Genomic DNA, 25,406 nt, shown 5'->3' with positions numbered 1-25,406 from the left:
CCGACCCGCCGCCCGACGACGACGCCTGAGACGGGCGGCGAGCGACGGGCGGACGGGCACGGGCGCCGGACAGGGATCCGGCGCCCGGCGCGTCGGAACCGGCGGACCAGGACCTCGGCGCGTGGAGCCCGGCGCGTCGGGATCGAGGGGATCGGGACTCAGCGGAGCGGGGACAGCACCGCCGCGTAGATGTCGGCACCCCCGGGGTGGTGGATCTCCCACGTCGGTGGTGAAGGCCCGCGGCGGGGTGCCGCCCGACTCGGTGTGCTTCCACAGCTGCTGCCAGGACTCCAGCAGCGCGGCCGGCATCGGCCCCCGGGCCTCCAGCTTCAGCGACGGCACGCCGGGCACCCGGACGGCCACCATGCCCTCGGGCAGCGCGGCGGCGCTGCGCACGGCGACCCCCACGATCTGGGTGTAGGCACCGTGGTGGTCGCTCTCGTAGTCGGTGAGCACCGCGTAGATGTTCTCGTTCACCCGGCCCGGCACGTGCGCGAACGCCCCCGGGGACCCCGCCCGCGCCCAGAGCGCGGTGAGCCTGCCCCTGCCCGGCTCCATCTCGTCGGCGTTCGACGTCCGTACGGCATGGCCTACGACGAGCATCTCGGGCCGGTCAACCACGATCACAACGCCTCCTCATGGCCATCCACTTATTCACGCAAACGGGATCTTAGCCGTCCGGTCCGACGAGACGGCCCTCTTGGAGGCGGTGGAAACGGGGAACGCTCATTTCTGATAATTCACGGGATAAGGTGGATCAACGTGAGATTTCTCAATGGGATGACGCCGGCCTACGACCTGACCTACAGCGACGTGTTCATGGTCCCCTCGCTCTCCGCCGTCGGCTCACGGCTCGCCGTCGACCTCTCCAGCCGGGACGGCACGGGCACCACCATCCCCGTCGTGGTCGCCAACATGACGGCGGTGGCGGGGCGGCGGATGGCCGAGACGGTGGCCCGGCGAGGCGGGATCGCGGTGATCCCGCAGGACATCCCGATCGAGGTGGTCGCCGACGTCGTCGACTGGGTCAAGCGCCGCGACCTGGTCCACGACACGCCGCTGACCCTCACCCCCGCACGACACGGTCGGCGAGGCGCTGAACCTGCTGCCCAAGCGGGCCCATGGCGCGATCATCATCGTGGACTGGGACAACCGCCCGGCCGGCGTGGTCACCGAGAGCGACTGCGTCGGCGTGGACATGTACACGCAGCTCTCCCAGGTGATGTCCGACCACCTGCTCACGCTGCCCGCCGGGCTCGACCCGCGCCAGGCCTTCGACCGTCTGCACGAGGGCCGCCACCGGCTGGCCCCGGTGGTGGACGGCGACGGCCGCCTGGTCGGCATCCTGACCAGGACCGGCGCGCTGCGCGCCACCCTGTACCGGCCCGCGGTCGACGCCTCGGACCGGCTCCGCGTCGCCGCGGCCGTCGGCGTCAACGGGGGACGTGGCCGCCAAGGCCAAGGAGATCCTCGAGGCCGGGGTGGACTGCCTGGTGGTGGACACCGCGCACGGCCACCAGGAGAAGATGATCGGTGCGCTGCGGGCGGTCCGCGCGCTGGACCCGGGCGTGCCCGTCGCGGCCGGCAACGTCGTCACCGCCGCGGGCGTACGCGACCTGGTCGAGGCCGGGGCCGACATCGTGAAGGTGGGCGTCGGGCCGGGGGCGATGTGCACCACCCGGATGATGACCGGGGTGGGCCGCCCGCAGTTCTCCGCCGTGCTGGAGTGCTCCACCGAGGCGCGCAGGCTGGGCCGCCATGTCTGGGCCGACGGCGGCGTCCGCCACCCCCGCGACGTGGCGCTGGCCCTGGCCGCCGGCGCGGCCAACGTGATGATCGGCTCGTGGTTCGCCGGCACCTACGAGTCGCCGGGCGACACCCGTACCGCCGCGGACGGGCGCAGGTACAAGGAGAACTTCGGCATGGCCTCGGCCCGCGCGGTGCGGCTGCGCACGGCCGAGGACTCGCCCTTCGACCGGGCGCGCAAGGCGCTGTTCGAGGAGGGCATCTCCACCTCCAGGATGTACCTGGACCCGGCCATGCCCAGCGTGGAGGACCAGATCGACGCCATCGTGGCGGGCCTGCGCTCCTCGTGCACGTACGCGGGCGCCTCCACCCTGGAGGAGTTTCACGAGCGCGCGGTGGTCGGTGTGCAGAGCGCCTCCGGCTACAGCGAGGGCAAGCCGCTGCACCAGAGCTGGTGACCCTCTCACCGGTGCGCCGTCCCGGCGGGAGCTCGTCGTCCCGATGAGAACGGGCCGTACCGGTGGGAACGGGTCATCCCGGTGAAAGCGGGCCATCCCCCGTGAGAGCGGACCTCCGGGTGAGAGCGGGTCGTTCCGGCGAGAGCGCGCCGTCGTGGCGAGAGGGGGCGAAAGGCGCGCATCGTCGGGCGGACGGCGGGTAGTCGGCCGGTGGCCCCATCCCCCATGCGAAAGGCGAGCGACATGAAAGAGACGCCCACCGGCCTGAACGACCAGGTCGTCGTGAACCGCAGGGTCCTCGCGGGATACGACAACTACCTGGCGGCGCAGCGGACCGTGGACGGCCTGTCCGACGCGGGGTTCCCCGTCGAGAACGTGGCGATCGTCGGTAGCGATCTCAAGCTCGAGGAGACCGTCACCGGCCGGATGACCAACGGGCGGGCCGCCCTCACCGGGGCGGGCAGCGGCGTGCTCTTCGGCGCCGTGGTCGGCATGTTCCTCGGCCTGTTCACCTCGACCACGATGTCGTTCGTCGTGCTCGTGCTCTGGGCGGCCCTGTGGGGGGGCCGTGATGGGCGCCGCGTTCGGGTTCATCAACCACGTGTTCACCGGTGGCAAGCGGGACTTCGCCTCGCGCAGCGCGATCGTCGCCGGTCGCTACGACGTGCTGGTCGCGGCCTCGCACGTGGACCACGCTCGGGCCATCCTGGACTCGACCCCCGGCCCGGCCGACACCGTCGTGGTCGAGGTCCCCTCGTCCGCGGGGCTGTACGACCCGGCCGCGGCCACCTCCCCCGCCAACTCCGTCCCGCCGCAGCCGACGGCCTCGGACTCCGCCACCGCGTCGATCGCCTCCCCCGCCGGTTCCGACGTGCCCCCGCAGCCGTCGCTCTCGGACGTCTCCACCCGGCCGACCGTGCCCGCCTCGTCCATGCCGCGGATCGACCAGGACCTTCCCGGCGAGGCCGGTGCCCCGGCCGTCCCGGTCACCGGTGAGCACCTGACCCCGGCCCCGCAGGCCACCGTGGACCAGCCCGTCCCGGCGCGGCCGGAGACCGCCGAGCCCCAGGTCCCCGCCCAGGGAACCTCCCCCGACCGGCCCGCCGCGTCGGCCGCCCAGGACCGGCCCCGCTCCTGACCCACCTGCGAGAACCCGGTGGGCGCCCCCGGGCGGGGGCGCCCACCGGGACGTGGGAGGAGAGGGTCAGCCCTTGACGCTGCCGGCCAGCAGGCCGCGGACGAAGTAGCGCTGCATCGACAGGAAGACGATCAGCGGGATGACCAGTGAGACGAACGCCCCCGAGGTCAGGCGCTGCCACTCGTTGCCCTTGGTCCCGGCCATCTGCGCCAGCCGTACCGTCATGGGGCCGCTCTCCGGGGTGCCGCCGGCGAAGATGAGCGCCACCAGCAGGTCGTTCCAGACCCACAGGAACTGGAAGATGGCGAAGGTGGCCAGCGCGGGCCCGACCAGCGGCAGGACGACGGTGCGCAGGACCTTGCCGTGGCTGGCCCCGTCCACCCTGGCCGCCTCCATCAGCTCGCCGGGTAGCTCGGACATGAAGTTGTGCAGCAGGAAGATGCCCAGCGGCAGCGCGAAGCAGGTGTGGGCGAACCAGACCTGGACGAACCGGGCCGGGCCCTCCAGTTCCCAGGCGGGCATGAGCTGGACGCCGAAGGCGGACACGCCCTCGGAGAAGAACGACAGCAGCGGCACCAGCGACATCTGCAGCGGCACGATCTGCAGGGCGAAGATGCCGATGTAGACCCACTCCCGGCCGCGGAACGGCAGCCAGGCCAGCGCGTAGGCGGCGAAGGTGGCCAGGGCCAGCGGGAAGAGCACCGACGGGATCGTGATGACGATCGAGTTGATCAGGAAGCTCATCATCTGGCCGGAGGACGAGGAGGTGCCGAACAGGACCTCCTGGTAGTTCTCCAGGGTGATCTGCGGGTCGGCGAAGAACGTCCACCACCCGGTGGTCTTGATCTGGTCCTCCGGGCGCAGCGAGGACAGCAGCAGCCCGAAGGTCGGGGTGGTCCAGAGCACCGCGATGACGATCGCGGTGGCGCTGGCGACCCGCCCGCTCAGCCGCCGTCGTACGCGCTGCGGCGCGGTCCCCACCTCGGGGCGTACCGCGGTCCGGGTCAACGTGGCCACGGGTCCTCCTTCGCCCGCCGCGTCCCGGCGGCGCCCTGACGGCGTGCTCGTCCGGTCATCGGAGGGCCTCCCTGCGCTGGCGGATCTGGTAGATCACGATCGGCAGCACCAGTACGAACAGGAAGACCGCCAGGGCCGCGCCCCTGCCCGTCTCGCCGTACCGGAACGCCTGGTTGTACATCTCGTTGGCGATGACGCTGGTGTCGAACTGGCCGCCGGTCATGGTGCGGACGATGTCGAACAGCTTGAGGGTGGCGATCGACTGGGTGACCATCACCACGATCACGGCCGAGCGGATGGACGGCAGCGTCACCTGGAAGAACATCTGCGCCGGGGTGGTGCCGTCCAGCCTGGCGGCCTCGACGATCTCGGCGGGGATGCCCTTGATGGCCGCGGACAGCACCACGGTGGCGAACCCGGCCTGGATCCAGACCATGACCACGATCAGGAAGAGCGTGTTGAGCGGGGGCTCCTGGAGCCACTGCTGGGGCTCGCCGCCGAAGGCGACGACGAGCTGGTTGAGCAGGCCGATCTGCTCCTGCTCCTCGGAGCGGTAGGCGTAGACGAAGCGCCAGATGATGCCCGCGCCGACGAAGGAGATCGCCATGGGCAGGAAGACCAGCGACTTGGCGAGCGACTCGAACCGGGTGCGGTCCACCAGGACGGCGTAGAGCAGCCCGACCGTGGTCACCAGGATCGGGACGAGCAGCACCCAGACGAGGGTGTTGCGCAGCACGGTGAGCGCCTCGGTCTGGGTGAACATCCAGGCGTAGTTGTCGGCGCCGACCCAGCTCTGGCCGTCGCCGCTCATGAACGACAGCATGGACGTCCGGATGGCCGGGATGACCAGGCCGATGGTGAGCAGCAGCACGGCCGGCAGCAGCAGGATCGCCGCGTGCAGCCAGGCACGGCGGCGCATCGGGACGCGGTCGACCAGGATCAGCACCACCGCGACCACGACAAAAAAGGCGGCGACGCCGATCAGGAGCTGGACGATTTTGGGAAGTTCGGCGGCGAAGTCGAAGTCCATCGGAGGATCTTTCGGAAGGATCGGACCGGGTGGGTGACGGCCCGGCCCCGCGGGGGGCCGGGCCGTCGGTGGATCAGGACTTCGGCCAGGAGGCCTCGATGTAGTCGAGGACCGTCTTGGTGTCCTTGCCGTTGATCCAGTCGGTCATGCCCTTCCAGAAGGTGCCGGCGCCGACCGCGGCGGGCATCTGGTCCGAGCCGTCGAAGCGGAAGGTCGCGTTCGCGTCCTGGAGCATCTCCATGGAGAGCTTGTCGATCGGGTTGCGCGCGTTGGCCGGGTCCACGCCCTTGCGGGCGGTGACGTAGGTGCCCTGCTTCATCCGGGCCACCGGGAACTCGGCGGAGGCGAGGTAGGCCCGCACCGCCTGGACCTCGGGACGGTCGGTGAAGGCCACCACGAACTCGCCCGCGCCCAGCACCGGCTTCTTGGCCGGGTCGTTGCCGGGCAGGTAGAAGGCGAACACGTCGCCGTTCTCGGCGACCTCGGTGCCCTCGGGCCAGAAGTTGGCGTAGAAGGACCCCTGGCGGTGCAAGGCGCACTTGCCCTCGGTGATCGGGACGCCGCCCTCCTGGAAGGCGGTGCTGGCGATCGACTTGACCGGGCCGTAGCCGCCGTTGACGAACTTCTCGTTCTTGAGGATCGCGCCGACCTTGTCCACCGCCGCGCTGACCTTGGGGTCGTTGAACGCCAGCTTGTGGGTCACCCAGTCGTCGTAGCCCTCGGGGCCGATCTCACGCAGCAGGATGTCCTCGATCCAGTCGGTGGCCGGCCAGCCGGTCGCCTCACCGGACTCGATGCCCGCGCACCACGGCTTGACGCCGGTGCCGGCGATCGTGCTGGTGAGCGTCATGAGCTCGTCCCAGGTCTTGGGGACGGTCCAGCCCTTCTCGGTGAACATCTTCGGCGAGTACCAGACCAGGGACTTCACGCTGGCGCCCAGCGGGGGCCCGTAGAAGACGCCGTCGACCGTGGAGTACTTGGCCCAGTCGGCCGACCAGCCCTCGGTGGCGAGCTTCTTGACCTCGTCGGGGGCCGGCTTGAGCTTGCCCGCCTTGGCGAAACGCTCCACGAGGCCGGGCTGGGGCATGAAGGCGATGTCGGGCGGGTTGCCGCCGTCCGCGCGGACCTGGATCTGGGCCTCGAACTCGCCGGTGCCCTCGTAGGTGATCTTCATGCCGACGCAGTCGGCGAAGGGCTTCCACGCCTGCTCGAAGCGGTCGGCCTCCACGTCGCGGATCGGCGCGTAGATGCTGACCTTCTTGCCCTCGTGCTTGCCGTACTTGGTGAACTCGGCGCATTCGGGGGCCGCGGCCGCGCTGCCGCCACCGTTCGCCGCGGTCTTGTTGTCGGTGGAACCGCACGCGGTGGCGACCAGCGCCAACCCGATGCTGCCGGCCACCAGGGCGGCACGACGGGGCCGGGAGAGGAGCGACATGGACCTTCCTCCATATGTACTTGCCGGGGAGCCTGAGAGCGCTCTCTGGAAGAATTGTCGGCACACAACGCAATGTCAACAACTGTGATATTACGGTTACAATCGCGTTTTTCTTGACATGATGGTTGCGGTACGGTGATGCTCCAGAGAGCGCTCTCACGCTATGGCCTAACAGAATGGGGCGGTGAGGACATGACCATGTCCGCCGAAAAGTCCTACGAACTTCAGGACTCCGGCGTGCTGAGGTTTCCCGAGGGCTTCGTCTGGGGGGCCGCCACCGCGGCCTACCAGATCGAGGGCGCCACCCGAGACGACGGCAGGGGCCCGTCCATCTGGGACACCTTCTCACGGACCCCCGGCAAGGTCCATGCTGGTCACACCGGTGACGTGGCGTGCGATCACTACCACCGCTACCGCGAGGACGTCGCGATCATGCGCGACCTCGGCCTGCACGCCTACCGCTTCTCCATCGCCTGGCCCCGCATCCAGCCCGACGGCTCCGGCCCGGTCAACCCGCGCGGCCTGGACTTCTACGACCGTCTCGTCGACGAGCTCCTCGGCGCCGGCGTCACCCCCGTCGTGACGCTCTACCACTGGGACCTGCCGCAGGCCCTCGAGGACCGCGGCGGCTGGACGAACCGGGACACGGCCCGGCACTTCGCCGACTACGCCGCGATCGCGCACGCCAGGCTGGGCGACCGGGTCGAGACCTGGACCACCCTGAACGAGCCCTGGTGCTCGGCCTTCCTGGGGTACGCCTCGGGCATCCACGCCCCCGGCCTCGCCGACCCCGCGCTGGGCTTCGCCGCCGCGCACCACCTGCTGCTCGGCCACGGCCTGGCCACCGCGGCGCTGCGCGCCTCCGGCGCGGAGAAGGTCGGCATCACGCTCAACCTCGCCCCGGTCGTCAACGACGACACGGCGGCCGACCGGGCCGCCGCCGAGATCGTCGACGGCCTGCAGAACCGGATCTTCCTGGACCCGCTGCTGCGCGGCGAGTACCCCGCCGACGTCGTCGAGCGGGCCCGGCGCTTCACCGACTGGTCCTTCGTCCAGGACGGCGACCTGGAGGTCATCGGCGCGCCGATCGACCTGCTGGGCATCAACTACTACACCCCGCAGACCGTGGCCGCCCGCCCCGGCGAGGCCGGGAACCCGGTCTTCCCCGGCAGCGAGGGCATCGCCTTCGGCGGGGCCGACGCGCCGAAGACCGCGATGGGATGGGCGGTCCAGCCGTCCGGCCTGACCGACCTGCTGCTGCGCCTGTCCCGCGACTACCCCGGCACCCCGCTGATGATCACCGAGAACGGCGCGGCCTTCGACGACACCGTCGAGGACGACCGGGTGCACGACACCGACCGGCTGTCCTACCTCGACGGGCACCTGCGCGCCGCGCACGCGGCCATCGAGGGCGGCGCGGACCTGCGGGGATACCTGGTCTGGTCGCTGCTGGACAACTTCGAGTGGGCCGAGGGCTACAACAAGCGCTTCGGGGTGGTGCACGTCGACTACGGCACCCAGCGCCGCATCCCCAAGGACAGCGCTCGCTGGTACGGCGAGGTCGTCCGCCGGAACGGGCTGTGAGAGCGCGTCCGACGCTGGAGAAGGTGGCCGCCCGGGCCGGCGTGTCCCGGGCGACCGCCTCGCGCGTGGTCAACGGCTCCACGCGCGTGGCTCCGCAGATCCGCGAGGCGGTCACCCGCGCCGTCGAGGAGCTGGGGTACGTGCCCAACCAGGCCGCGCGGAGCCTGGTCACCCAGCGGTCCGACTCGATCGCCCTGGTCTTCCCCGAACCGGCCACCCGCGTCTTCTCCGACGACCCCACCTTCGCCGGGATCATCCGCGGGGTCAGCCTGGAGCTGGAGAAGGCCGACAAGCAGCTCGTGCTGATGCTCACCGACATGGCCGGCGGCTACCAGCGGGTCGAGCGCTACGCCACCAACGGCCACGTCGACGGGGTGGTCATCGCGTCCATGCACGGCACCGACCCGCTGCCCGGCGTCCTGGCCAGGCACGGCGTGCCGGTGGTCTGCAGCGGCCGTCCCAGCGTGCCCAGCAGCCTGCCGTACGTGGACATGGACAACGTCGGCGGCGCCCGGCGGGCGGTGCGGCACCTGGTGGAGCGGGGCCGCCGCCGGATCGCGGCCATCGCGGGACCGCAGGACATGATCGCGGGGATCGACCGGCTGACCGGCTACCGCGAGGTGCTGCACGACTCCGACCGCCGCTCGATCATCGCGGTGGGCGACTTCACCCGCGACTCCGGGACCGCGGCCATGCGCCAGCTGCTCGCCGACGACCCCGAGATCGACGCGGTGTTCGTGGCCAGCGACCTGATGGCGCTGGGCGCCATGCACGCGCTCCGCCAGGCGGGACGACGGGTCCCCGACGACGTCGCGGTTGTCGGCTTCGACGACATCCCCGCGGCGTCCTACACCGAGCCGCCGCTGACCACGGTCAGGCAGCCGACCCTGGAGATGGGGCGCCGGCTGGCCCGCATGGTGCTCGGCCAGGAGGAGGGGACCCAGGTGGTCCTGCCCACCGAGCTGGTCGTGCGGGGGTCCACGACGCCCTGACCACCGGTACCGTGCGGGCCCGTGCGCGGGTCCGCGACGCCCTGACCACGGGCGCCGTCCCGGCCACGGGCGCCGTCCCGGCCACGGGCGCCGCCCGGGAGCCTGCGACGCCCCGGCCACCGGCCCGGGGGCCTACGACGACGACCTGACCACCAGCTCGGTGGACAGGATCACCGGTTCGGCGCTCTCGCCCTCAAGCAGGGCCAGCAGCAGCCGGACCATGGTCGCGGCCTGCTCGGCGTGCGGGTTGCGGACGGTGGTCAGCGGCGGGTCGGTGTAGCGGGCGGCCTCTATGTCGTCGTAGCCCACGATCGCGATGTCGCCGGGGACCCGCCGCCCGATCTGGCGGAGCGCGTGCATGGCGCCGATCGCCATCAGGTCGTTGGCGGCGAAGACCGCGTCGATCTCGGGGTCGTCGGCGAGCAGCTGGCGCATCGCGACCGCGCCGGACTCCCGGGTGAAGTCGCCCACCGCGATGATCGAGCGGCGGTCGGAGTCGCGCAGCGTCTCGCGGTAGCCGGTCAGCCGGTCCTGCCCGGCGATCATGTCCAACGGCCCGGCGATGGTGGCGATGCGCCGCCGTCCGCCTTCCAGCAGGTGCCGTACGGCGGTGGCGGCACCGGCGACGTTGTCGCCGTCGACGTAGGGCATCTCGACCGGCACGGCCGGGCGCCCGTAGGAGATGACCGGGACGCGCAGCCGGGTGAGCGCGACCGGCAGCGGGTCGGCGCCGTGGCTGGAGACGAGCATGACGCCGTCCACGTGGCCGCCGGCGACGTAGTTCTCCACCCGGGCGTGGCTCTCGGGGGATCCGGCCAGCAGCAGCACGACCTGCTTGTTGACGGCCTCCAGCTCCAGGCTGACCGAGCGGATCACGGTGGAGAACATCGGGTCGTCGGAGAACACCCGGTGGGGCGACTCCGAGACGACCAGCGCGACCGAGTTGGTCCGCTGGGTGGCCAGGTTCCTGGCCGCCCCGTTGGGGACGTAGCCGAGCTCGTTCACCGCGCGCATGACCAGGTCCCGGATGTCGGCGGTGACCGTGGTCTGGCCGTTCACCACCCGGGAGACGGTCGACCGGGAGACCCCGGCTCGGGCGGCGACCGCCTCCAGGGTGGGTCGTCTCATCGTGCTCCCCTACAGTCCGTTCCGCGCGATGACCTCGCGGTACCACAGCGCGCTGTCCTTGAGCAGGCGCCGCTGGGTGGTGAAGTCGACGTGCACTATGCCGAACCTACGCCGGTACCCCTCGGCCCACTCGAAATTATCCAGCAGCGACCACACCAGATAGCCCCGGACGTCGGCCCCGTCGGCGATCGCGGCGTGCACGGCGCGCAGGTGGCCGTCCAGGTAACCGGTCCTGCGCTCGTCGTGGACGCGACCGTCCTGGACCACGTCGTCGAACGCCGCACCGTTCTCGGTGATCATAAGGCCGATCTCGGGGTAGTCGTCGGACAGGCGCACCAGCAGCCGGGACAGGCCGGTGGGCACGATCGGCCAGCCCATGGCGGTGGCCGGCACGCCGTCGGCCGGGCAGAACCGGACGTCCTCGCTGCCCGGCCACGCCGCGTCCGCCGCCAGGCCGGGCCCGGCCTCCACGACGCACGGGTTGTAGTAGTTGATGCCCAGCACGTCGACCGGCTGGTTGATGATCTCCAGGTCGCCGTCCCGGATGTGGTCGAGACCGCCGTTGCGGCCGACGATCTCCAGGAACGCGGCCGGGTACTCCCCGCGCAGCGCGGGCTCGGTGAACTGCCGCACCAGCAGGGTGTCGATCCTGGCGACCGCCTCGGCGTCCGCCTCGGACGGCTCCGCGCCCGGGTCGTCGACCTGGGCGGGGGTGATCACCGGCGACAGGTTCAGCACCAGCGAGATCTCCCGCGCGCCGGCCTCGCGCAGGGCCCGGGTGGCCAGCCCGTGCCCGAGCATCAGGTGGTGGGCCGCCCGGAACGCCGCGGCGGCGTCGGTCCTGCCCGGGGCGTGCACCCCGTTGCCGTAGCCGAGGAAGGCCGCCACCCACGGCTCGTTGAGGGTCGTCCAGTGCCCGACCCGGTCCCCCAGCCGCTCGTACACGTCCGCGGCGTACTCGGCGAAGCGGTGGGCGGTGTCGCGCTCGGGCCAGCCGCCCGCGTCCTCCAGCGCCTGCGGCAGGTCCCAGTGGTAGAGGGTGGCGTACGGCGTGATGCCCGCCGCGAGCAGCCCGTCCACCAGCCGGTCGTAGAAGTCCAGGCCGCGGGCGTTGACCGGGCCGCCTCCGGCCGGCCGGACCCGGGGCCAGGCCACCGAGAAGCGGTAGGCGGCCAGGCCCAGCTCGCCCATCAGGGCGATGTCGTCGGCGTGGCGGGCGTAGTGGTCGCACGCCACGTCGCCGGTGTCGCCCCCGGCGACCCTGCCCGGCGTACGCGAGAAGGTGTCCCAGATCGAGGGCTGGCGGCCGTCCTCGTGCACCGACCCCTCGATCTGGTAGGACGCGGTGGCCGCGCCCCAGACGAAACCGGTGGGGAAGTCGGCACGCCCCTGCGTGAGGGTGGCCCCCCGAGTGCCCACGACGGTCATCCCTTCACCGCTCCCTGCATAATTCCTCCGATGATCTGTTTGCCGAGCAGGGCGAACACCACGACCAGCGGCAGCGTGCCGAGGGTGGTGCCCGCCAGGCCGAGTACGTAGTCGTTGACGTATCCGCTGGCCAGCGTGGACAGGGCGACCTGGACCGTCGGGTCCTCGGGGGTCAGCACGACCAGCGGCCAGAAGTAGTCGTTCCAGACCGACATGAAGGTGAGCATGCCGAGCACCGCCGCGGCCGGACGCGCGGCCGGGAGCACCACGTGCCAGAACAGGCCCCGGGTGGTGCAGCCGTCGACCCGGCCGGCCTCCAGCAGCTCCGTCGGCAGGGCCCGCGACAGGTACTGGGTCATGAAGAACACGCCGAACGCGTTGACGAGCGCGGGAACGATCAGCGCGTACATGGTGCCGGTCCACTCCAGCTTCACCATCAGCATGTACAGCGGGATGATGCCGAGCTGGGTGGGGACCATCATGGTCGCCACGGTCAGCAGGAGCAGGATGTTCCGGCCGCGGAAGCGCAGTTTGGCGAAGGCGAACCCGGCCAGCGTGGAGAAGAACATGACCGCGATCGCGACCGAGCCCGCCACCAGGACGGAGTTGAGCATCGCCAGGGCGAAGGGCACGGTGTCGAAGACACGGGCGACGTTGGCGAAGAAGTTGCCGCCGGGCACCAGCGGCGGCGGGACGTCGGCCAGCGCGGCGTTGTCCCGGGAGGCCACCACCACGCTGTAGTAGAGCGGCAGCATGGAGAAGAACGCCACGGCCATGAGGGTGAGGTAGGTGAGCCTGCGGGCGGAGTCGGAGCGACGGCCCCCGGGGCCGCCCGGCCCACGGCGGGCGGGGGCCACGTCCGGCACGGAGGCCGGGGCCCGGACCGGTGCGTGGGCGGGCAGATGGGCCGGGACGGGGCTCGGGGTGGGCGCGCTCACGTCAGCCCTCCCTTCGCGCGACGGGTGAGCAGGTAGTTGATGCCGGCGACCACGACGATGAAGACGAACATCATCCAGGAGATGGCCGAGGCGTAGCCCAGGTCGAGCTTGGTGAAGTTCTCGTAGATGAGCAGCGCGAGCGTCTGGTACTGCCGGTCCGCCCCGCCGGAGATGCTGTACGAGCCGAACAGCAGCGGCTCGGCGAGGATCTGCATGGCGCCGATCGTCGAGGTGATGACGACGAAGATGATCGTGGGCCTGATCATCGGGACGGTGATCTTGCGGAGCTGGGTCATCCCGCTGGCCCCGTCGATGGTGGCCGCCTCGTACAGCTCGCGCGGCACGGCCTGCATGGCCGCCAGGAAGATCAGGGCGTTGTAGCCCGTCCACCGCCACATGATCATGATGGAGATGGCGGAGTGCGAGGTCAGCACGCCCTCGTTCCAGGCGACGCCCTCGACCCCGAAGAGCGAGAGCATCCAGTTGATCATGCCGAAGTCCCGGCCGAACAGCTGGCTGAAGATGACCACCACGGCGACCACGCTGGTCACGTTGGGCAGCAGCATCGTGATGCGGAAGAAGGTCTGGGCCCGCAGCGGCCGGTTGAGCAGGTGGGCCAGCCAGATGGCCAGCAGCAGCTGCGGCACGGTCGAGAGCACCCCGATGGACAGGGTGTTGAAGGTGGCGTTCCAGAAGTAGTCGTCGGCGAGCAGCGTGCGGAAGTTGTCCAGGCCGACGAAGGTCTGCTCGTCCGAGAGCAGCGTCCACTCGTGCAGGCTCACCCAGGCGGTGTAGGCCAGCGGGAACAGCCCGAAGGCGGAGAACAGCAGGAAGAACGGGGCCACGTACGCGTACGGCGAGCCCTTGACGTCGAGCTGATGGACCAGGTGGCGGCGGAGGCTGCGGCGAGGTCGCACCGGTCTGTTCGGCGGGACCGCCGCCAGGCGGTCGGGAGCGCGGGTGGCCACGGCGGCTCCTTTCGGCGAGTCGTTGGGGGGCGGGGGCGGGCCGCTCCCCGGGTACGGGAGGGCCGTCGCCGGGACCGGTCGCCCGGAGCGCCGGACGGGGGCGGTCTCCACCCGCCCGGCGGACCCGGCAGGCCGTGCCGGCCGGGCGGGTGTCCCGGTCCGTCGGGGCGGGTGTTCTCGTCCGACGGGCGGGTTTCTCGTTCGTCGAGCGGGTGTTCTCTCGTCCGTCGGGCGGGTGGATCCGTCGGGCGGGTGCCGGATGCGTCGAGCGGGTGCCGGATCTCGGTCGGTGGCCGGATCCGTCGGGCGGGTGGCCGGCCGGTGCGAGCCCGGCCGGCCGGAGCGGGACTACTTGATCCTGCTCACGTCCTTGAGCGCCTGGGTCCAGGCCTCCTCGGCGTTCTGCTTGCCCTGCTCGATGCGCTGGAGACCGTTGTTGAACGCCAGCAGGACGTCACCGGCCTTGGGACCCGCGGGCTGCGGCTTGAGCGCCTTGGCCGCGTCGGTGAAGATCTTGCCGATCGGCGCGTTGCCGAAGTACGGGTTGACGTAGTCCTTCACGGCCGGGTCGTCGTACAGCGCGGGCAGCGAGGGCAGCGCGCTGGCCTCCTTGAAGAGCTTGATCTGGCTCTCCTTGTTGGTCAGCAGGTCGATCAGCGCCGCGGCCTCCTTGGGGTGCTTGCCCTGCTTGGGCAGCATCAGGTGGGTGCCGCCCTGGTTGCCGCCGCCACCGGGCACCGCGGCGATGTCCCAGGTGCCCTCCCCGGGCTTCTGGTCCTTGATCGTGCCGGTCTTCCAGGCGGGGCAGACCATGGTGGCGAAGGTGCCCTTGGCGATCCCGGTGTTCCACGGCGGCGTGAACGCGGCGAGCTCGGCCGACAGCCCGCTGTCGATGATCTTCACGGACATGTCGTACGCCTTGCGCACCTCGGGGTTGGTGGCGGCGACGATGTTGTACTGGGCGTCGTAGAACCCGACGGGGGCCTGCTCGACCATGGCACGGAAGTGCTCACCGGGGGCGTCGGTGAACTTGGCGCCCTCGACCTTGGCGTCGGCGAACTTCTTGCCGGTCTCGATGTAGGCGTCCCAGGTGGGCCAGAGCGCCGACACCTCGTCGCGCTCGGTGGGCAGGCCGGCCTTCTTGAACAGGTCGGGGCGGTAGCACATGGCCAGGCCGCCGACGTCGGTGCCCAGCCCCATCAGCGAGGAGCCGTCGTTGGAGACGCCCAGCTTCCACTTCCAGTCCAGGTACTCGCTCTGCCGCTTGTCCAGGCCGTATTCCTTGAGGTTGTGGAACTTGGCGGGCACGGGCGTGAAGGCGCCGATGTAGCCGCCCTCGACCGCGACCACGTCGGCGGCTCCCGCGCCGGTGGTCAGCTGGGTGATGAGGTTGGTGTGGTGGTCGTTGAACTGCGCCCGGCGTTCCACGATCTCCACGTTGGGGTGGGTCTTCTTGAACTCCTCGTACAGCGGCGCGTAGTGGAAATCGCTGAACAGCCCGACGGTCAGCTTGATCTTCTCGGCCGGCTGGGAGGCCGTCCCGCCGCTCCCGGCGCCGCCACCGCTGTCACCGCCGCAGGCGGTCAGGCCGAGGGCCAGGGCGGAGACGGCGACCATCGAGGTGAGGAACCGGTGGCGTGAGTTACGCATGGAACCCTCCCAGGGTTCTCATAAGTGATCATGGAGAGAGCGCTCCCTGAGCAGATTGATACCAAGCGCCGGACCTGTCAACGGTCCCCCGGGCCCGGCGGGGCCGCCAGACACCCGTCGGATGGAGAGCGCTCTCCAAGGTCATTCGATGTTTCCGCAGTTCAGAAGGCATCGGCAGGGTGGACGGAAGGGAATCCGGAGCGGTCCATCGAAAGAAGGTCACATTAAGGTCGCGTTTCCTCTGTGTTCCACCGGGACGGACGGGTCCTTGACACCGGCCGGTGACAACGTCACCCTCTCAATCAGAGAGCGCTCCCCGACGTCTCTCCGCGGTTCCGCATCCGCCGTCGGCCCCGGCCCGCGGCGCGGGCCCGCGTGCGCCACTCCGTCCCCCTGTCCCCTCTGGTGGTCCCGGACCCCGTAGAGTCGTCCGGCAGCCGGAAACCGACCGGCGCGCACCCAACCGAGGAGAGACACGTGGCACTGGAGAAGCCGGAGATCGACTTTCCGGAGGGCACCCCGCCGTCGGAGCTGGAGATCGTCGACATCGTCGTAGGGGACGGCCCGGAGGCCACGCCGGGGCAGCAGGTCACCGTGCACTACGTCGGCGTCGCCTTCTCGACGGGCGAGGAGTTCGACGCGTCGTGGAACCGGGGTGACACCTTCCAGTTCCCGCTGGGCGGGGGCCGGGTCATCGCGGGCTGGGACCAGGGTGTCGCGGGCATGAAGGTCGGCGGCCGCCGCCGCCTCACCATCCCGCCGCACCTGGGCTACGGCAACGCCGGTGCGGGCAACCGCATCAAGCCGGGCGAGACGCTCATCTTCGTCGTGGACCTGCTCGGCGTGAGCTGACGCCCCGGGTTCGTGAACGGCACGCACGGGCCGCTCCCCCGACGGGGGGCGGCCCTGCGCGTTCCCGGCCCGCTCGCGCACCTGCCCTGTTCCACGCCCCCGGCCTCCGACGGCGGGGCGGGACGACTCGGAAAAAGCAGGGCCCGACCTCACCGAAATGTCACCCGCAGCTCTTAGGCTGGCCCATGTGTTGTTGATCGATCTCGCACGCACCTCCACGGCCGTGACCGCCGGTTCCGCCCGGCTGGCGAAGATCGCCCACCTGGCGGAGCTGCTCGGCCGGGTCGAGCCGGACGAGGCGGAGATCGCCATCGCCTACCTCTCCGGCGAGCTGCCGCAGCGCAACGTCGGCGTGGGCTGGAAAAGCCTTCAGGACCCACCCGAGCCGCGGCTGGCCGCCACCGCCACACTCCGCGAGGTCCACGACCGCCTCGACCGGGTCAAGGCACTGACCGGGCCCGGCTCGCAGGGTGCGCGCAAGACGCTGCTCGCCGAGCTGTTCGGTTCCCTGACCCGCCAGGAGCAGCTCTTCCTGACGCGGTTGCTCCAGGGCGAGCTGCGCCAAGGCGCGCTCGAGGGCGTGATGATCGAGGCCGTCGCGAAGGCGGCCGGGGTGCCCGCGGCCGAGGTCAGGCGGGCCCTGATGCTCCGCGGCTGGCTGCCCGCCGTCGGCGCCGCCGCGCTGAGCGGCGGGATCGAGGCGTTGCGCGCCTTCCACCTGGAGGTCGGCCGGCCGGTGTCGCCGATGCTCGCCCAGAGCGCCGTCTCCATCGAGGCCGCGTTCGGCAAGCTCGGCGGGCCCGCCGCGGTCGAGTGGAAACTCGACGGCGTCAGGATCCAGGCGCACCGTGCGGGCGACCGGGTCTCGGTCTTCACCCGGACGCTGGACGACATCACCGCGCAGGTGCCCGAGCTCGTCGAGGCGGTCGGCGCGCTGCCCTCGTCCGATCTGGTGCTGGACGGCGAGGTGCTCGCGATGCGCGCCGACGGCCGCCCCGAGCCCTTCCAGGTCACCTCCGGTCGCGTGTCCAGCCGCACGGACGTGCAGCGTGCCCGCGAGAAGGTCCCGCTGAGCGTCTTCTTCTTCGACGCGCTACGGGCCGACGGCGCCGACCTGCTCGATCTGCCCGGCGAGGCGCGCCATGCCGCCCTGGCCCGGGCCGTGCCCCCCGAGCTGATGACCCCCCGCCTGGTCACCTCCGACGTCGCCGACGGCGAGGCGTTCTTCAAGGACGCGGTCAGGAGCGGACACGAGGGCGTGGTGGTCAAGTCGCTGCTGACGCCCTACGCCGCCGGACGGCGCGGAGCCGGTTGGATCAAGGTGAAGCCCCGGCACACGCTCGACCTCGTCGTCCTGGCCGTCGAGTGGGGCAGCGGCCGCCGCGAGGGCCTGCTCTCCAACCTGCACCTGGGTGCCCGGGACCCGGAGACCGGCGGGTTCGTCATGCTCGGCAAGACCTTCAAGGGGCTGACCGACGAGCTGCTCGCCTGGCAGACCGAACGCCTCCTCGCCATCGCGGAGGGTCCGACCGACGGGTGGACGGTCACCGTCCGCCCCGAGCTCGTCGTCGAGATCGCCTTCGACGGCGTGCAGCGCTCCAGCCGCTACCCCGGCGGGGTGGCGTTGCGCTTCGCCAGGGTCATCCGCTACCGCTCCGACAAGACGGCCGACCAGGCCGACACCGTGGAGATGGTCCGCTCCCTCATGCTCTGACGCCCCGTCCTCGACGGCCCCTCCCGTGGGGGCCGGGGCCATACCGCTGGCGTCCCGACGAGGTTTCTCATGCCCCTGGCGACCGCCCCGTCCTGCCCCCAGACAGGAGCCTCCGGGCCCGCTCGCGGGACCGACAGGGGCCGGGCTCGCGGAACCGGCCGGGGCCGACTCGCGGGACCGGCCGGGACCGGAGCACGAGGTCGGCTCCCAGGACCGGCTCCCCACGAAGCCTCCCGGGAGCTCAGCCGCCCTCTGCCCTGCCCCTTCCCTCAGGTGCTTTCACTCTCCGGACCCTTGCCCCATTGCCCCTTGTCTACGTGTCCCTCTTGCCCCCTGGTCTCCTGCCTTTTCAGCCTCCGGCCCTATAGCCCCTGGTCCCCATCGCTGGGTCCCTAGATCCCCATCCCCGCTCCCCGCTCCCCGATCTCGGCCCCGGCCCCGGCAGATGATCGGCCGGTCGGCCGCTCCCCGCCCCTCCAGCACGGACGCGGTGTTCCGGGCTCACTTCACCAAGCGCACCGTGAAGGGGTAGCGGAAGTCGCCGTCACTCGCTCCCGCGACCCCGCCGACCACCGACAGGACCACGCCGCCGATCCAGAGCAGGGGGGTCAGCACCGCGCCCACGATCGTCGCGACCAGCAACACGGTCACCGCGATCAACGTCAACTGGAAGTTGAGAGCCTCCACCGAGTGGGCGCGGACGTAGGGCGAGTTCTTTCCCGCGGTGAACATCAGGACCAGCGGCCCGAGGACGGGCAGGCCCGCCAGCGGGAGCAGGTGTGCCAGAGCCGCACCCAGACGCTCCCCGCCCGTCTCCCCCCGTCCGGCCATGCCTCCCTGACGCATGAACGCCGACCGGCCGTCGACGGGCGGGTAGAAGACCTGGGGTGCCGGGTGCCCGCCGTACAGCTCGTTCATGATCGGAATCAGGTCGCCGTGCACTCGGGCCGTCATCGCCCGCTCCAGCCGGTCCTCGAATTCGATCCTGTCGAGCCTTCCCTCCGCATAGGCGGTCTTGACGTGCTCGACCACCTGCTCACGATCCTGGTTGCCCACCCGGAGTGTGGGGTGATCGGGTCGCAGACCCGCCACCGGCACTCTCCCGTGCCCCGGGCCCGCTGGTGTCACTGTGCCTGCCATGAGACCGATACCCTTTCGTCGCCTCTTCCCTTTCGATACTGGCCCGAATTGTCGGCCCGGCGCATCAGGATGAACCCCCATAGGCCCCTGAGACGCACCCCTGGCATTCGTGCCGGGGAACAAGCAGGAGAGGTATACAGGGAGACATGAGATGGCGAGATCGCTATGGGTTGAGGCGCCTGCGCGGGCCGAAGATCGCCAAGTTCGATCGCGAGGCGACCGACGCCGACATCGAGGCGCTCATCGCCTTCGCGAAGTCGCGTCGCGGTGTGGAGTTCTATGTCGAACCCGAGACGTTCGCGACGGACACCACGGCGGTGGCCGTCGCCGACGACGGTGAGTGGACCCGGCGACGGGTCGGCTCCCCCGCGGTGATCGGCAAGGTGGCACGTCGCCTGTCCCTGCCCGTCTACGACGTTCAACTAACCGGTTATCCGGCCCGGATGAGGGCCTACAACGAGCGTCAGCGACGCGCGGAAGGCTGAGCCGGCACACCGGCGGTCACGGCCCCGCGGCCTGGGCCGCCGGTGTCGTCGAGCAACACGGCCATCGGCAGCAGCCAGGCCATCTTGGGGATGCCCATCTCCTGGTCGAGGTCCTCCGGGCTGGGCATCCTGTCGTTGAGGGCATGGGGCGGGACCAGCGTGCGGATGGCGTGCAGGAGCAGGTTCGCCATGGAGTAACCGGGGTCGGCGTCGTGTGCCCGGCCGAGGGCGACGCCCGCGAGCGCGGAGTCGCCCCGGCGCCAGGCGACCAGGCCGAGCAGTGAGGCGACCGGCGGCACGAACCTCGGCTCCATGCGCCGGGTGAGGTCGTGCCACAGCTTGAGGTGGACGTCGTGGTCGTCATCGGTGATCAGCGCCCATGCCTCGTCCCGGATCCTGATCACCGCCAGGTCGAGCCCCAGCCGGGCCGCCTGGTCGTCGTCGAGCCGCCCGCCCGAGGCGTGGACGGCGATCGCCTCACGGACCCTGGCCATGCCGTCCGCGACGAACTCCGTCGCGAACCCGTCGGCGTCGCGGCATGCGGCGAGCCTGTCGCGCATCTCCCGCGTGACGCGGGCGGTCGCCTCACGCATGGCCACCCGCTCGGAGCCGGTCACCGGATCGAGCGAGCGCTCCAGGGTCTGCCGGTCCGGCAGGGCGACCAGCCCCTGCAGGGTCGCCTCGGCGGCCACCGCACCGGCACGCCGCTCGTAGGGCGTGCCGTCGACCGGGCAGCAGTCGCTCCGCGAGCAGCCGTACGACCAGTAGCGGCCCTGCTCCACCCGGAGCGCGTCGACGACGGTCAGCCTTCCCGCGCGGAAGAGCGCCACGGCCGCGTCGACGGCCGGGGTGACCAGAGGGCCGGGGCCGTAACCGACCACGACGACCTCGGTCACCCCCTCCTTCCTGAAGAGGGGGACGACCTGGCCGAGCCCGTCGGGCGGCAGCGGCAGATCCCATCGGACGGTGAGGTGCAGCCTGCTCGTGGCCGGGCCGCCGGTGAGGCCGATGACGACGAGACTCTCGGCCGGATGGAAGCCCAGCAGGTAGGGAACGGCTCCCAGGACGTCCTCGGTGGAGCCGAGCATGAGCCGGGGCGGCGGTGATGTCGAAGCCCTTGCGGGCCGCGGGGAGGTCGCCGGTCGCGGCGGATTCCCGGGTTTCGAAGGATGCGCCTGAGGCCTTGGGGAAGGCGCCGGCCGCGAAGCCCGCGCCGATCGTGAAGGACCCGTGGCTCGTGAGGGATCCGCGGATCGTGAAGAGCCCGTGGCTCGTGAAGGGTCCGCGGGTCGTGAGGGATCCGCGGACTCCGGGGAACGGGCGGATCGTGAGGAGCGGGCAGGTCGTGAGGGCCGCGCGGGTCGCGGGGACGGCGCGGGGTGCGGGGGGGGTCGGCTCAGGCGAGGCCGGTGGCGTGCTGTCCGTTGTCATGGCCGCAGCCTCCCGGACGCCGCCCCTCCTCATCGGGCCGAATCTCATTCTGTGGATAGTGCTCGGTTTTCCACAGCCGGAACGAAGAGCCTTTTCAGGCGCCCCTGTCCGTACGAGGATTCATCCGCGGGTCCATACGCGGGTCCGTGAGCGGGTCCACACGCCGGTCTCCTCCGGCCGCTCCGGTCGTTCCGGTCGTGAGCGCGGAGGGTGCCAGGCGGTTGCGGACCATGATGGCGGCGCCGGCCACGGCGGCGGGCATCGCGATGACCGCGACGAACGGGATGAGGAAGAGCAGGAAGAGCAGTACCCCGAAACCGAGGGTGGGAGCCTTGTTCCCCCGGAGCAGACCGAACCGGCGCTTGCGTGCCATCCCCCTGCGTTCCAGGGCCAGTGTGGTCAGCTCGACAGTGAGAAAGAAACCCGACACCAGCGCACCCAGGACCGGCACCACCGTCTGCCCGACCACCGGTATGAAACCGAGGAAGAACAGCGGCACAGTGAAGAGCAGCAACCATCCGAGAGTGACCAGGCTGTCCCTGATGGATCGGGGGATGGACTTCCACAGCGGAAGCTCGTATCCGGTCGGCACCTCCCCGTAGGTTCCCTCCACCTTCTCCGAGAGCTTCTCGTAGAACGGGTCGCCCACGATGAGGGTGACCGCGGTGAAGGTCACCACGGACAGGACCAGTCCCGCCCCGAAGAGCGCCAGCCCGATCACCGCGCGCAGCGCGGTCCGGGCCGAGTCGTCCCACCCGTCGGCGAACGGCGTGCCCCAGGCGGCGATCTCCAGCGCGTTCGTGCCGAGGAGGTAGAGGGCTGCCGCGTAGAGGGCGAACGCGATCAGAGCCGGGATCAGCCCGAACAGCCACCAGCGCGGGTAGCGCGCCACCCAGCGCACTCCCTGGAAGAAGAACCCGATGCCGTCCAGAAAGGAGCGGAAATGACCCATGGCGGAAGATTATCGGGCTCGGACGCCGTAGGTGACGGCGCGCCACCTCGTCCTTCACCCGACCCGTCCATGACGAGTGTTGCAGGTCCCATGCCGGTTCTCGCCACGCCCGGACGAGGTCGCGCGGCCCGCACCGGCCGGGCTCAGCGCCACAGGGTGGGTACGGGGACCCCGAGGGTGGCGAGGAGGCGGCGGAGCAGGGGCAGGGACAGGCCCAGGACGTTGCCGTGGTCGCCGTCGATGCCCTCGACGAACCAGCCGCCGCGACCGTCCAGGGTGAAGGCCCCCGCCACGTGGAGGGGCTCTCCCGTGGCGACGTAGGCGGCGATCTCGTCGTCGTCGGGCGTGCCGAAGCGTACGGTCGTGGCGCCCACGTCCGCCGCCTCGCGTCCGTTCACGACGTCGATCACGCAGTGCCCGGTGAGCAGGCGGCCCTCGCGTCCTCGCATACCGTGCCAGCGGGCGACGGCCTCCTCGGGAGAGGACGGCTTGCCGTAGGCCCGCCCGTCGAGTTCGAGCACGGAGTCACAGCCGATGACCAGGCCGTCGGACAGCTTTCCGGCCACCACCGCGGCCTTGGCGCGGGCCAGTGCGAGACAGAGTTCGGCCGGGCTGTCGGCGGTGAGGGCGGCCTCGTCCACGCCGCTGACGATCACTTGGGGATCCAGCCCGGCACTGCGCAGCAGGGCGAGACGGGCGGGTGAGGCGGAGGCGAGCACGATCTGGGTCACGCCGGTCGAGCCTAGCGCGGCCTCGCCGGTCCCCTCGCCACGGGCGGGACGTGCTCGCGCGAACCGCCACGGGCAGGACGTTCCTCCACGAGACACGCGGCTCGGACGGACTCCACGAGACACCCGGCTCACCCGGGCTCCGCGAGACACGAGCTCACCCCGACAAGGCACGCGGCTCGCCCGAACCCCGCGAAGCACCCGCTCGGCCGGGCCCGCGAACAGCGCGGCTCACACCGGTGGTGAAGCGGGACCGCCCGGCGGGATCGGGAGCCGCCGGGGCGGGGGCGGGGACATGGGGTCCGGAGCCGGGCGGCGTGGGAGGCCCGCGGCGTCGTACGCCTCGGCCTCGCCCAGGGTCTCGTTCTCCAGCAGCGCGGCGGCGATGCCGTCCAGGCGGTCGCGGTTCTCCCTCAGGACCGCGAGGGCCACCTCGTAGCACTCGTCCACGATGCGCCGGACCTCCTGGTCCACGGTGGCGAGGGTGTCCGGCGCCGCCGCGGGCCGGCCGTCGGCGGACTCGGGCAGGACGGTCAGCGGGCCGATCCTGGCCGACATGCCCCAGCGGCCGACCATGCCGCGGGCGATCACGGTGACCTGTTCCAGGTCGCTCTCCGAGCCGGTGGTCACGACGCCGTAGACGATCTGCTCGGCCGCCATGCCGCCGAGGGCGCCGACGATCCGTTCCCGCAGGTGCCTCTCGTCGTAGGCGTACCGGTCGGTGTCGGGCGTGGAGAGGGTGACGCCGAGCGCCCGGCCGCGCGGGATGATCGAGACCTTCCTGACCGGGTCGGCGCCCGGCTGGAGCATGCCGAGCAGCGCGTGGCCCGCCTCGTGGTAGGCGGTCCGTCTCCGCTCGTCCTGCGGGATCACGACGGCGCGGGCCGCACCGAGCAGGATCTTCTCCAGCGCGTCGGCGAAGTCGGCGGAGTGCACCTTCTCGTTGCCCCGCTTGGCGGCGAGCAGCGCGGCCTCGTTGACGAGGTTGGCCAGGTCCGCGCCGGTCATGCCCGGGGTGGTCCTGGCGAGCCGTTCCAGGTGCACGTCCCCGGCGAGCGGCACGCCGCGGCTGTGCACCCGCAGGATCGCCAGCCGCCCGTCGGCGTCCGGTGCGGAGACCACGACGGTACGGTCGAACCGGCCGGGCCGCAGCAGCGCCGGATCGAGCACCTCCGCCCGGTTGGAGGCGGCGATCACGATGACGCCCTCGGAGCCGGTGAAGCCGTCCATCTCGGTGAGGATCTGGTTGAGCGTCTGTTCGCGCTCGTCGTGGCCGCCGATGGTGCTGCCGCCGCGTACCCGGCCGATCGCGTCGATCTCGTCGATGAAGATGATCGACGGGGCGACCTTGCGGGCCTCCTCGAACAGCTCGCGCACCCGCGAGGCGCCCACCCCCACGATCATCTCGATGAACTCCGACGCGCTCGCCGAGAAGAACGGCACGTCCGCCTCGCCCGCCACGGCGCGGGCGAGGAGGGTCTTGCCGGTGCCGGGCGGGCCGGTGAGCAGCACGCCCTTGGGCAGTTTCGCCCCGAGCCTGCGGTACTTGTCGGGGTCCTTGAGGTAGTCGACCACCTCGGCGACCTCGTTCTCGACCTCGTCGATGCCGGCCACGTCGTCGAAGTCGACCCGGACCCTGTCCTGTTCCACCGGTTTGGCCGACTTCGACCTGCCGAGGCCGCCGAGACCGCCCACTCCGCCGCCCATCGCGCCGGCCGCCGCGCGCCGCATGAACCAGATCCACAGCCCGGCCAGCAGCAGCACCGGGAACAGGGAGAGCAGCAGGTTCGCCAGGAAGCCCCGGTCGCCGCCGACGGGCTCGGCCCTGATGTTCACCCCCGTCGCGGTGAGCCGGCGGTAGAGCTCGTCCTCGTCGGCGAAGACCGGCAGCTCGGTGGAGAACCGGTCGTACTGCCTGCCGTCGCTGTCGGGGTCGCGGGCGGGCTTCCTGAGGGTGCCCTGGATGGACGGGCCCGTGGCGTAGAGGTCCTTGACGTTGGCCGCCCGTACCTGCCGGGTGAACTCGGTGTAGGAGATCGGCTCGGTGACGTCGTCGAAGAACGAGGAGACCACGAAGAAGGCCGCGTAGACGACGGCCAGCGTCAGCAGGAAGCGCGGCCAGCTGATGCGCGGGCGCTGCGGGGCGGACGAGCGGTCGGGCAGGCCCTCGGACCTCCAGGGCTTGGAGCCGCCGCCCTCCTCACCCCTGTCGCCGTCCCTCTGGCGGCTTGTCTCGCCGGACGGCCACCGGCCCGGCCCCTTGCGCTGCCGGAACGGCCGGCTGGACGGCTGCTGAGACGCCGGTCGCTTCACGACTTCCCCCTCGACGACCCGGGGGACGTGCCGGACGGGCGCCCGGCGATGCGTCCGGCGACCGGGCTCCGTCGCGCGGATCCCGGCGGGCGGCCCCCGTCACACGGCCCTCGGCGGGCGGCCCCCGGCGAGCGGACTCCGGCGAGCGGGCTGCTGCGGTCGGGCTGCTGCGGTCGGGCTGCGGCGATCGGGTTCCGGCGATCGGGCCGCTGCGAACGGACGAAGGACCGCCGCGCGTACGGCGGCGAGGCGACCGGCCGTGAAATCCCCCCGAATTTC

The 25,406-nt window shown here is 71.3% G+C and carries 20 protein-coding genes and 2 pseudogenes; 8 read left to right on the top strand and 14 right to left on the bottom strand.

Annotated features, from left to right (window positions below):
- The coding region (locus tag ABD832_RS31980; protein WP_344902826.1) for a GyrI-like domain-containing protein at window positions 1-627 on the bottom strand (627 nt) is incomplete at its 3' end.
- Between the two features lie 135 nt (window positions 628-762).
- On the opposite strand from ABD832_RS31980, the pseudogene ABD832_RS31975 reads away from it, so the two are divergent.
- From ABD832_RS31975 to ABD832_RS31970, 3 genes and pseudogenes are all read left to right on the top strand, one after another.
- A pseudogene (locus ABD832_RS31975) lies at window positions 763-2,204 on the top strand (GuaB1 family IMP dehydrogenase-related protein).
- A 225-nt stretch (window positions 2,205-2,429) separates the two neighbouring features.
- Window positions 2,430-2,711 (top strand): annotated as a pseudogene (locus tag ABD832_RS42365) (YflT domain-containing protein); the annotation flags it as partial.
- 64 nt (window positions 2,712-2,775) lie between these two features.
- On the top strand, window positions 2,776-3,342 hold the full coding sequence (locus tag ABD832_RS31970; protein ID WP_344902823.1) for a hypothetical protein: 567 nt from the start codon (window positions 2,776-2,778) through the stop codon (window positions 3,340-3,342).
- 66 nt (window positions 3,343-3,408) lie between these two features.
- On the opposite strand, the gene ABD832_RS31965 is transcribed toward ABD832_RS31970, so the two are convergent.
- From ABD832_RS31965 to ABD832_RS31955, 3 genes are all read right to left on the bottom strand, one after another.
- Window positions 3,409-4,359 (bottom strand): carbohydrate ABC transporter permease, encoded by a 951-nt coding sequence (locus tag ABD832_RS31965; RefSeq protein WP_399187064.1) that lies wholly within the window; start codon window positions 4,357-4,359, stop codon window positions 3,409-3,411.
- Window positions 4,360-4,414: 55 nt separating this feature from the next.
- Complete coding sequence (locus ABD832_RS31960; RefSeq protein WP_344902820.1) at window positions 4,415-5,389, bottom strand: carbohydrate ABC transporter permease; 975 nt, start codon at window positions 5,387-5,389, stop codon at window positions 4,415-4,417.
- Between the two features lie 73 nt (window positions 5,390-5,462).
- Complete coding sequence (locus ABD832_RS31955; RefSeq protein ID WP_344902817.1) at window positions 5,463-6,824, bottom strand: ABC transporter substrate-binding protein; 1,362 nt, start codon at window positions 6,822-6,824, stop codon at window positions 5,463-5,465.
- Between the two features lie 192 nt (window positions 6,825-7,016).
- On the opposite strand from ABD832_RS31955, the gene ABD832_RS31950 reads away from it, so the two are divergent.
- Entirely contained in the window at window positions 7,017-8,408 is a 1,392-nt protein-coding gene (locus ABD832_RS31950; protein WP_344902814.1) for a GH1 family beta-glucosidase, read from the top strand.
- Window positions 8,405-9,400, top strand: a complete 996-nt coding sequence (locus ABD832_RS31945) for a LacI family DNA-binding transcriptional regulator (protein WP_344902810.1) — start codon at window positions 8,405-8,407, stop codon at window positions 9,398-9,400. Before ABD832_RS31950 ends, ABD832_RS31945 begins: the two co-directional genes overlap by 4 nt.
- A 132-nt stretch (window positions 9,401-9,532) precedes the next feature.
- Here ABD832_RS31945 and ABD832_RS31940 read toward each other — a convergent pair whose 3' ends face one another.
- From ABD832_RS31940 to ABD832_RS31920, 5 genes are all read right to left on the bottom strand, one after another.
- Complete coding sequence (locus tag ABD832_RS31940) at window positions 9,533-10,528, bottom strand: LacI family DNA-binding transcriptional regulator (RefSeq protein ID WP_344902807.1); 996 nt, start codon at window positions 10,526-10,528, stop codon at window positions 9,533-9,535.
- Window positions 10,529-10,537: 9 nt separating this feature from the next.
- Complete coding sequence (locus ABD832_RS31935) at window positions 10,538-11,956, bottom strand: GH1 family beta-glucosidase (protein WP_344902804.1); 1,419 nt, start codon at window positions 11,954-11,956, stop codon at window positions 10,538-10,540.
- Window positions 11,953-12,732, bottom strand: coding sequence for a carbohydrate ABC transporter permease (locus ABD832_RS31930; protein WP_413224600.1), 780 nt, complete (start codon window positions 12,730-12,732; stop codon window positions 11,953-11,955). The genes ABD832_RS31935 and ABD832_RS31930 overlap by 4 nt, the downstream gene beginning before the upstream one ends.
- Window positions 12,733-12,890: 158 nt before the next feature.
- Window positions 12,891-13,862, bottom strand: coding sequence for a carbohydrate ABC transporter permease (locus tag ABD832_RS31925; RefSeq protein ID WP_344902798.1), 972 nt, complete (start codon window positions 13,860-13,862; stop codon window positions 12,891-12,893).
- Window positions 13,863-14,210: 348 nt separating this feature from the next.
- The gene (locus ABD832_RS31920) at window positions 14,211-15,512 is read right to left on the bottom strand and encodes an ABC transporter substrate-binding protein (RefSeq protein WP_344902795.1); all 1,302 of its coding nucleotides are present in this window, start codon (window positions 15,510-15,512) and stop codon (window positions 14,211-14,213) included.
- Between the two features lie 477 nt (window positions 15,513-15,989).
- On the opposite strand from ABD832_RS31920, the gene ABD832_RS31915 reads away from it, so the two are divergent.
- Window positions 15,990-16,364, top strand: a complete 375-nt coding sequence (locus ABD832_RS31915; RefSeq protein WP_344902792.1) for an FKBP-type peptidyl-prolyl cis-trans isomerase — start codon at window positions 15,990-15,992, stop codon at window positions 16,362-16,364.
- A gap of 187 nt (window positions 16,365-16,551) precedes the next feature.
- Complete coding sequence (locus ABD832_RS31910; RefSeq protein WP_344902789.1) at window positions 16,552-18,078, top strand: ATP-dependent DNA ligase; 1,527 nt, start codon at window positions 16,552-16,554, stop codon at window positions 18,076-18,078.
- Window positions 18,079-18,579: 501 nt separating this feature from the next.
- On the opposite strand, the gene ABD832_RS31905 is transcribed toward ABD832_RS31910, so the two are convergent.
- Complete coding sequence (locus tag ABD832_RS31905) at window positions 18,580-19,170, bottom strand: DUF1707 and DUF4870 domain-containing protein (protein WP_344902786.1); 591 nt, start codon at window positions 19,168-19,170, stop codon at window positions 18,580-18,582.
- A gap of 194 nt (window positions 19,171-19,364) precedes the next feature.
- Between ABD832_RS31905 and ABD832_RS31900 the strand changes: the two genes are divergently transcribed.
- Window positions 19,365-19,703 carry a hypothetical protein gene (locus ABD832_RS31900; protein ID WP_344902784.1) on the top strand — a complete coding sequence of 113 codons (339 nt, stop codon included), beginning with the start codon at window positions 19,365-19,367 and terminating at the stop codon, window positions 19,701-19,703.
- Here ABD832_RS31900 and ABD832_RS31895 read toward each other — a convergent pair.
- From ABD832_RS31895 to ftsH, 4 genes are all read right to left on the bottom strand, one after another.
- Entirely contained in the window at window positions 19,682-20,791 is a 1,110-nt protein-coding gene (locus ABD832_RS31895; RefSeq protein ID WP_344902782.1) for a DUF4192 domain-containing protein, read from the bottom strand. The genes ABD832_RS31900 and ABD832_RS31895 overlap by 22 nt on opposite strands.
- 437 nt (window positions 20,792-21,228) lie before the next feature.
- Entirely contained in the window at window positions 21,229-22,086 is an 858-nt protein-coding gene (locus ABD832_RS31890) for an EI24 domain-containing protein (protein WP_344902779.1), read from the bottom strand.
- A 143-nt stretch (window positions 22,087-22,229) separates the two neighbouring features.
- On the bottom strand, window positions 22,230-22,817 hold the full coding sequence (locus tag ABD832_RS31885) for a Maf family protein (protein WP_344902776.1): 588 nt from the start codon (window positions 22,815-22,817) through the stop codon (window positions 22,230-22,232).
- Between the two features lie 228 nt (window positions 22,818-23,045).
- On the bottom strand, window positions 23,046-25,127 hold the full coding sequence (ftsH, locus tag ABD832_RS31880) for an ATP-dependent zinc metalloprotease FtsH (protein ID WP_344902773.1): 2,082 nt from the start codon (window positions 25,125-25,127) through the stop codon (window positions 23,046-23,048).
- Window positions 25,128-25,406: the final 279 nt, after the last annotated feature.

Source organism: Streptosporangium longisporum (genome assembly GCF_039534895.1).
GTDB classification, from domain to species: Bacteria; Actinomycetota; Actinomycetes; order Streptosporangiales; family Streptosporangiaceae; genus Streptosporangium; species Streptosporangium longisporum.
The sequence above is the reverse complement of the archived record's forward strand: the minus strand, read 5'-3'. Positions and strand labels throughout refer to the sequence as shown.

Excerpts from the sequence above, each read along its gene's own strand:
- ABD832_RS31970 (WP_344902823.1), top strand. The coding sequence starts at position 2,776 with ATGGGCGCCGCGTTCGGGTTCATCAACCACGTGTTCACCGGTGGCAAG.
- ABD832_RS31960 (WP_344902820.1), bottom strand. The coding sequence starts at position 5,389 with ATGGACTTCGACTTCGCCGCCGAACTTCCCAAAATCGTCCAGCTCCTG.
- ABD832_RS31955 (WP_344902817.1), bottom strand. The coding sequence starts at position 6,824 with ATGTCGCTCCTCTCCCGGCCCCGTCGTGCCGCCCTGGTGGCCGGCAGC.
- ABD832_RS31950 (WP_344902814.1), top strand. The coding sequence starts at position 7,017 with ATGACCATGTCCGCCGAAAAGTCCTACGAACTTCAGGACTCCGGCGTG.
- ABD832_RS31940 (WP_344902807.1), bottom strand. The coding sequence starts at position 10,528 with ATGAGACGACCCACCCTGGAGGCGGTCGCCGCCCGAGCCGGGGTCTCC.
- ABD832_RS31935 (WP_344902804.1), bottom strand. The coding sequence starts at position 11,956 with ATGACCGTCGTGGGCACTCGGGGGGCCACCCTCACGCAGGGGCGTGCC.
- ABD832_RS31930 (WP_413224600.1), bottom strand. The coding sequence starts at position 12,732 with ATGGCCGTGGCGTTCTTCTCCATGCTGCCGCTCTACTACAGCGTGGTG.
- ABD832_RS31920 (WP_344902795.1), bottom strand. The coding sequence starts at position 15,512 with ATGCGTAACTCACGCCACCGGTTCCTCACCTCGATGGTCGCCGTCTCC.
- ABD832_RS31900 (WP_344902784.1), top strand. The coding sequence starts at position 19,365 with ATGAGATGGCGAGATCGCTATGGGTTGAGGCGCCTGCGCGGGCCGAAG.
- ABD832_RS31895 (WP_344902782.1), bottom strand. The coding sequence starts at position 20,791 with ATGCTCGGCTCCACCGAGGACGTCCTGGGAGCCGTTCCCTACCTGCTG.
- ABD832_RS31890 (WP_344902779.1), bottom strand. The coding sequence starts at position 22,086 with ATGGGTCATTTCCGCTCCTTTCTGGACGGCATCGGGTTCTTCTTCCAG.